The organism is Marinomonas shanghaiensis, from assembly GCF_003259175.1.
GTDB lineage: Bacteria > Pseudomonadota > Gammaproteobacteria > Pseudomonadales > Marinomonadaceae > Marinomonas > Marinomonas shanghaiensis.
The window spans coordinates 183,514-189,513 of sequence record NZ_QGOK01000010.1 but is presented as its reverse complement, the minus strand read 5'-3'; the positions used below and the strand labels follow the sequence as shown (position 1 = coordinate 189,513).

At 42.7% G+C, this 6,000-nt stretch carries 5 protein-coding genes; 2 read left to right on the top strand and 3 right to left on the bottom strand.

Annotation, left to right across the window (positions count from 1 at the left end):
* Positions 1–444 precede the first annotated feature (444 nt).
* Positions 445–1,383, bottom strand: a complete 939-nt coding sequence (locus tag DKT73_RS09660; RefSeq protein WP_111638344.1) for a LysR substrate-binding domain-containing protein — start codon at positions 1,381–1,383, stop codon at positions 445–447.
* Positions 1,384–1,486: 103 nt separating this feature from the next.
* Here DKT73_RS09660 and DKT73_RS09655 point away from each other — a divergent pair, with 103 nt between their 5' ends.
* Complete coding sequence (locus DKT73_RS09655) at positions 1,487–2,395, top strand: DMT family transporter (RefSeq protein ID WP_111638343.1); 909 nt, start codon at positions 1,487–1,489, stop codon at positions 2,393–2,395.
* Here the strand turns inward: DKT73_RS09655 and DKT73_RS09650 are convergent.
* The gene (locus DKT73_RS09650) at positions 2,381–2,983 is read right to left on the bottom strand and encodes a TetR/AcrR family transcriptional regulator (RefSeq protein ID WP_111638355.1); all 603 of its coding nucleotides are present in this window, start codon (positions 2,981–2,983) and stop codon (positions 2,381–2,383) included. The two genes, DKT73_RS09655 and DKT73_RS09650, sit on opposite strands and share 15 nt — an antisense overlap.
* 116 nt (positions 2,984–3,099) lie before the next feature.
* On the opposite strand from DKT73_RS09650, the gene DKT73_RS09645 reads away from it, so the two are divergent.
* A complete protein-coding gene (locus DKT73_RS09645; RefSeq protein ID WP_111638342.1) occupies positions 3,100–5,121 on the top strand; it encodes an NADPH-dependent 2,4-dienoyl-CoA reductase in 2,022 nt (673 codons plus the stop codon).
* A 64-nt stretch (positions 5,122–5,185) separates the two neighbouring features.
* On the opposite strand, the gene DKT73_RS09640 is transcribed toward DKT73_RS09645, so the two are convergent.
* A complete protein-coding gene (locus DKT73_RS09640; protein ID WP_111638341.1) occupies positions 5,186–5,704 on the bottom strand; it encodes a hypothetical protein in 519 nt (172 codons plus the stop codon).
* Between the last annotated feature and the right edge of the window lie 296 nt (positions 5,705–6,000).

Genomic DNA, 6,000 nt, shown 5'->3' with positions numbered 1-6,000 from the left:
CCCGTCAGAGGGTTTGTAAAGGCTGAATGCATTTTGACGGCCTGAAGGCCGACCTACACGTGATTGGTTTTTGTAGGTCGCGCTTTAGCCCGTCAAAGGGGTTGCAAAGGCTGAATGTTTTTTGACGGCCTGAAGGCCGATCTACAGGTGATTGGTTTTTGTAGGTCGTGCTTTAGCGCGTCAAAGGGGTTACAAAGGCTGAATGCTTTTTGAGGGCCTGAAGGTCGACCTACATCTTAGTTCAGGTCCAAGGAAAGCTTTTTTGACGGCCTAAAGGCCGACCTACATGTATTGGTTTTTGTAGGTTGTGGCTTTAGCGCGTCAGAGGGTCTGCAAAGGCTACAGTTTGGTTCAGGTTGCGGTTTTACCCCGACAAGGCTTAGGGTATTGGCATAATACCCTAAGGGGAAGGAGGGCGTTGTTGTATACAGGAAGGTCTGTTGGTTAAAATCGAGATAAGGAATTAGCCTCTTCTTTCAGCCAATACTTTAAATGTCTGATTGCTTCTTCATTTTTGCGACTTTCTTTATAAGCGAGATGAAAGTTGTCGCCTGTTTTAAATGCATTGCATGGTAGTCGAGTGAGTGGTGTCTCTTCATATTTTTCATTCATCATATAGTCGTTTACCAGTGCAATGCCAAGTGAATGTTTAGCGGCTTCATAAGCTAGCATCAGGTGACTAAAGCGATGGAATTGTATTGTACTTGGTAATGGCTGTTTTTGGTTTGCAAACCATCTTCTCCAGTCTTCTGTATGCCGGTCATAGATACTGTATGACGTGATGAGGGGGAAGTGCGCTAATAAGCTAGGATTTGTGCTTAGTTGGCTATGTAGTTCTTCTGTTGAAGTGATATTTAGTCGGTTTTTAATCACCTCAAAAAATTGATAACTGCATACCGGAAACAGTTCCTCTTCGTACAAAGATTCAAATAAAAAGCCTCTCTTCTCTTTTTCCACGGTAATAAAGAAGTCTGCCGTTCTATCTGACAGATCAGGAGAGTTATGGCTCATTTCAATACTAAGTTCTAGGCTTGGGTGTAGGCGTTTAAGTTCAGGTAACCTAGGTATTAGCCAGTAGACGGCAAACGAGCTGTAAACAGCCAGCCTTATCTGCGTTTTGTGCACTCCTTTCAGGCGATTTGTGGCTTCGGTTATTTGTAGCAGTGAGCTACTGATAGCATCTAAATACTGCTTACCTTCTTTAGTGAGCTCTAGGTTTCTACCTTGTCGATGAAAAAGGCTTTCCCCCAAGTAGTTTTCAAGGATTCTTATCTGATGAGATACAGCGCTTTGGCTGACATTTAGTTCATTAGCAGCCAGTGAAAAACTGTTGAGGCGCGCAACTGTCTCAAACACTGGAAGGGATTTCAAAGGCGGTGTCATTTTATTATCCAAATAACTAATACTTACTTTAAATATATCACTTTATCTAATGATGTAAACTCACTAAGCTACTTTGAATTTGAATGCTTTTGAGGGGAATTACGTGTCGGGTCGAACCGTGAGCAGTGCTATTTTTGTTTTAGTTCTAGGCAGTTTTTTTGCTACCTTGTGTGATACTTTTATTAAAATGGCAGGCGCAGATGTGGCTATTTTTCAGTTTACGTTTTTGCGAGCGGTTTTTATGTGCCTCATTCTTTGCCCTATTGTCGCGTTTCGCTTCCGCCGTTATTCAAAATCCTCTGCTTTTTTAGGGATGAAGCTACATTTTATCCGCGGCAATATGTGGGTCTTGGCAGCTGTTTTACTGGTTCTTTCTTTGGCTGAACTGTCATTGGCAACGGCTAATGCTGTGTTTTATACCGCTCCTATTTTTATTATGCTGTTGGGGGCTTTTTTTTATAAAGAGCGCCTGACAATGGATGTGGTGTGCGCAGCTGTTTTGGGATTTATTGGCATTCTGGTTATCTTAAGGCCGACAGAGATTAGTTCTGGGATGATCAGTGCGATCCTGTTTGCGGTTGTTCTTGCGACAAACAGTTTGTTAATCAAGCGCTTGCCCCAAAATCAAGATATGCTTTATGGTCTGTTAATTACCCAGCTCTTTGCTTTGCCGTTAGCAGGGGGATTGGCTCTTTGGGAAGGGGCGGCGTTTCAAGTTGAGGTATTAATGTATTCTGCATTATCTTCGGTGTGTTCGATTCTATACAGTGTATCCTGTTTGGTTGGGTACCGTTATGTTGCTTCAAGCCAGGTCACGAGTGCTGAATATTCCGGTTTAATTTTCGCTTTTTTGCTAGGTTGGTGGATCTTTGGTGAAGCGCCCGATCTAGGTGTTTTTGTCGGATCGCTTTTTGTGATTATGCCATTGCTGTATTTGAGTCATAGGGATATTAAGCGATTAAGAAAAGAACAATTATTGTCTAATACGCGATCCAATTTAGGCGCTGGTTGAACAGAGGTTTTTAATCATCTGTTCAATCATATCAGGTAAGTCTTCCGTACTTAGGTAGATACCATCTATAAATAGTCGAGCAAGTCCATGTAGGCTAGCCCAAGTGGTTTGCCCTATTCTGAGTGGTGTGTTGTTGTTTGGTAGGACATTTTGCTCTTGTAATTCTTCCACCCAATCAATCCATGCTTTAAAAGTTTGTTTTGATGCGGCTTTTAATGAATCGCTTGGATTACCTGCTTTCCATAGTGTTCTGCCATACATCAGATCATAAACTTCGTTATGCTGAAGTGCATATTCCAAATAAATATGAACGTATTTTTTAAAGCCTTCGGTTGCCGTGTTGCTTTGCGCTCTTAAAGCACGAAGCATGTGTTCTTGTTCATGAAAGCCTTGTTCTGCAAGTGCACAAAGCAGTGCGTTTTTATCTTTGAAATGATGATAAGGCGCAGTTCTTGAAACACCAACCGTGTCTGCAAGTTTACGCATGCTGAGGCTTTCTACGCCTTGTTCTTTGATGATTAAAGAGGCGGATTCTAGTAAAGATTTGGTTAGATCACCGTGGTGATATTGTGTTTTAAGTGTCGACATGGGCTGATTAAATACTTGTATCTTGACAATGTCAAAATGAATATCTATCTTGACAGTGTCAAAATTGCATGCGGGCAGCTGCAATCGCCAAAATAATAAACAAAGTGAGCCACATTATGAGTCCATCATCCTACCCACATCTTTTTCAGCCATTAGATCTTGGTTTTACTCAGTTGAAGAATCGCATCATTATGGGCTCTATGCATTTAGGGCTAGAAGAAGTCAAAGGCGGTTTTGCGCGTATGGCGGTGTTTTATGCGGAACGTGCTCGGGGTGGAGTCGCTTTGATTGTGACAGGTGGTATTGGTCCAAATGCAGAGGGAGGCGTATACGCAGGAGCGGCACTAATGGTTAGTGAGCAGGATGTGGCTAATCATCGTCAAGTAACCGAAGCTGTTCATGCAGAAGGGGGCAAGATATGCATGCAAATTTTGCACACAGGTCGGTATGCTTATAATCCTAAATTGGTCGCGCCATCGGCATTGCAGGCTCCGATTAACCCTTTTATACCCCATGAATTAACTGACGAAGAGATTGCTTTGCAAATCGATGACTTTGTAAGTGCGGCGGTGTTAGCTCAAAAAGCGGGATACGATGGCGTTGAAGTTATGGGGTCCGAGGGATACTTAATTAATCAATTTATTGTTTCTCGTACCAATCAGCGTGAGGATGGCTGGGGAGGAGATTATAGTAATCGTATCCGTCTGCCATTAGAAATTGTGCGTCGTGTTCGTGCCGCTGTGGGTGAGAACTTTATCATTATTTATCGTTTATCTATGTTGGATTTGGTAGAGCAAGGGAGCACGCTTGAAGAGGTCGTTGCATTGGGATTAGGTATAGAGGAAGCGGGAGCCAGTATTATCAATACAGGTATTGGTTGGCATGAGGCAAGGATACCTACTATTGCAACAAAAGTACCAAGGGCGGCTTTTACTTGGGTAACAGCTAAGGTTAGAGCGTCACTGAATGTACCTTTAATTACCTCGAACCGCATTAATATGCCCGAAGTGGCAGAGGCCGTTTTAGCTCGTGGTGATGCAGATCTCGTTTCGATGGCAAGGCCTTTTTTGGCCGATCCTGAGTTTGTGGTGAAGGCTGAGCAAAATAGAGCGGATGAGATCAATACCTGTATTGGTTGTAATCAAGCGTGTTTGGATCATGTTTTTGATCATAAGATGACCTCGTGTCTGGTGAACCCAAGGGCGTGCCATGAGACAGAATTGCTTATTCTGCCCGCTGAAACCGTAAAACGGATTGGCGTAATTGGTGCTGGGCCTGCTGGTTTGGCATTTGCAACTACAGCGGCAAAGCGAGGCCACGATGTGACTTTGTTTGATGCGGCTAGCGAAATTGGTGGGCAGTTTAATATCGCTAAGCGTATTCCGGGAAAAGAAGAGTTCTTTGAAACCTTACGCTACTTTAAGCGTCAGTTAGAGCTGACAGGGGTTAAGCTGTTGCTTAATACTCAAGTAGATGAGCAATTGTTATCGCAGTACGATTTTGATGAACTGGTATTCGCGACTGGCATTGTGCCACGAGACTTGGAGATTGATGGTATCGATCATCCGAAAGTATTAAGTTATTTGGATGTTATGAATGGCTGTGCTGTGGGTAAGCGCGTCGCCGTAATAGGGGCAGGCGGTATAGGCTTTGACATCAGTGAATATTTGATTCATGACCCTAATCATTCTTCACGAAGTATCGAAGGATTTATGAAACAGTGGGGGGTTGATATGACGTTTCATGCAAGAGGGGGCGTTGATGGTGTTAAGACAGAATTTATTCCAGCATCACGAGACGTTTTTTTGCTTCAGCGCAAAGCGTCGAAAGTAGGCGCTAACCTTGGGAAAACGACAGGTTGGATTCATCGTACTGAGTTGTTAAAGAAAGGTGTGACCATGATCGCAGATTGCGATTATCAACAGATTGATGATCAAGGGTTGCATTTGTTGGTGTCCGGAAAACCGCAATGTTTAGAGGTTGACAACGTGGTGATTTGCGCAGGTCAATTGCCGAATAAGACGCTAGGTGAAAGCTTAGATCGGCCTGTGCATTTTATTGGAGGGGCTGCCGTGGCCTCAGAATTGGATGCCAAGCGAGCCATAAAGCAAGGCACCATTTTGGCCACGAAACTTTAGTTTTATTCAATTCATTATAATAATCATAACGTCTTGTTGTTAAGTCTGTAGAAAAAGCCCCTCTTCATTGAGGGGCTTTGTCATTTGGCTCCCCTGTTTTGAGTAACTTCAATAAATCTTCTCTTTTTATGCTGCCTTTTAGGGCCAGGTCTAGCTGATATTGATACTCGTCATTCCAGTCTGTTGTTCTAGGGCTGAGTGCTGATAAGTCGCTCATGGCGGATTTCATGACTTTTAGGTAAGCCTGAATGTTTTGTTCTTGGTTGATTAAGATGTTTTTTAGCGCTGTTGCACTGCTGTGTCTTAAATACAGCTTTAAGGTTTCATTTTGTGCTTCGATGGCCTTCATCTTCATATCCTGTTGCGTGAGTGTTTCCTGTATTTTTGATAATTGCTCCTCATGCGCTCCCAATTTGGTGATGGTTTCGATGTCTTCTTGGGATTGAAGTAGGAAATAGGTCACTCCTGAAGAAACTGCAACACTGGCTAAAAAACACAACAACAACGCTACTATAGGCATTTTGTTTTTTTGTGGTATGACTTCTACTTCTGTTTTTTTTTCGGCTATAGGTTTTTGTGGCATAATCCGCTCTCCTGACAGCTGTCGTATACGGATTTAATAGTGTGCTTTTTTGTGTGAAAAGAACACGTTTTTTCTACTTGCTTTTGGTTGCTCGGTTTTGTTTTGCATGATTATTGTCCTGCAGGGCCTAGTGGTGGTTTTGAGCGATTTTTAGGATGTACTTTAGAATTGTATTCAGCGGTTTAGTTTTTGTCCCAGTACACGTAAAATATGGCCGCGTGGTAAGAGGGACTAATAACCTACTAAAATAGTCAGGTAAATACTTGATCAAAACAGTAGGTTTTGTGTACTATTCA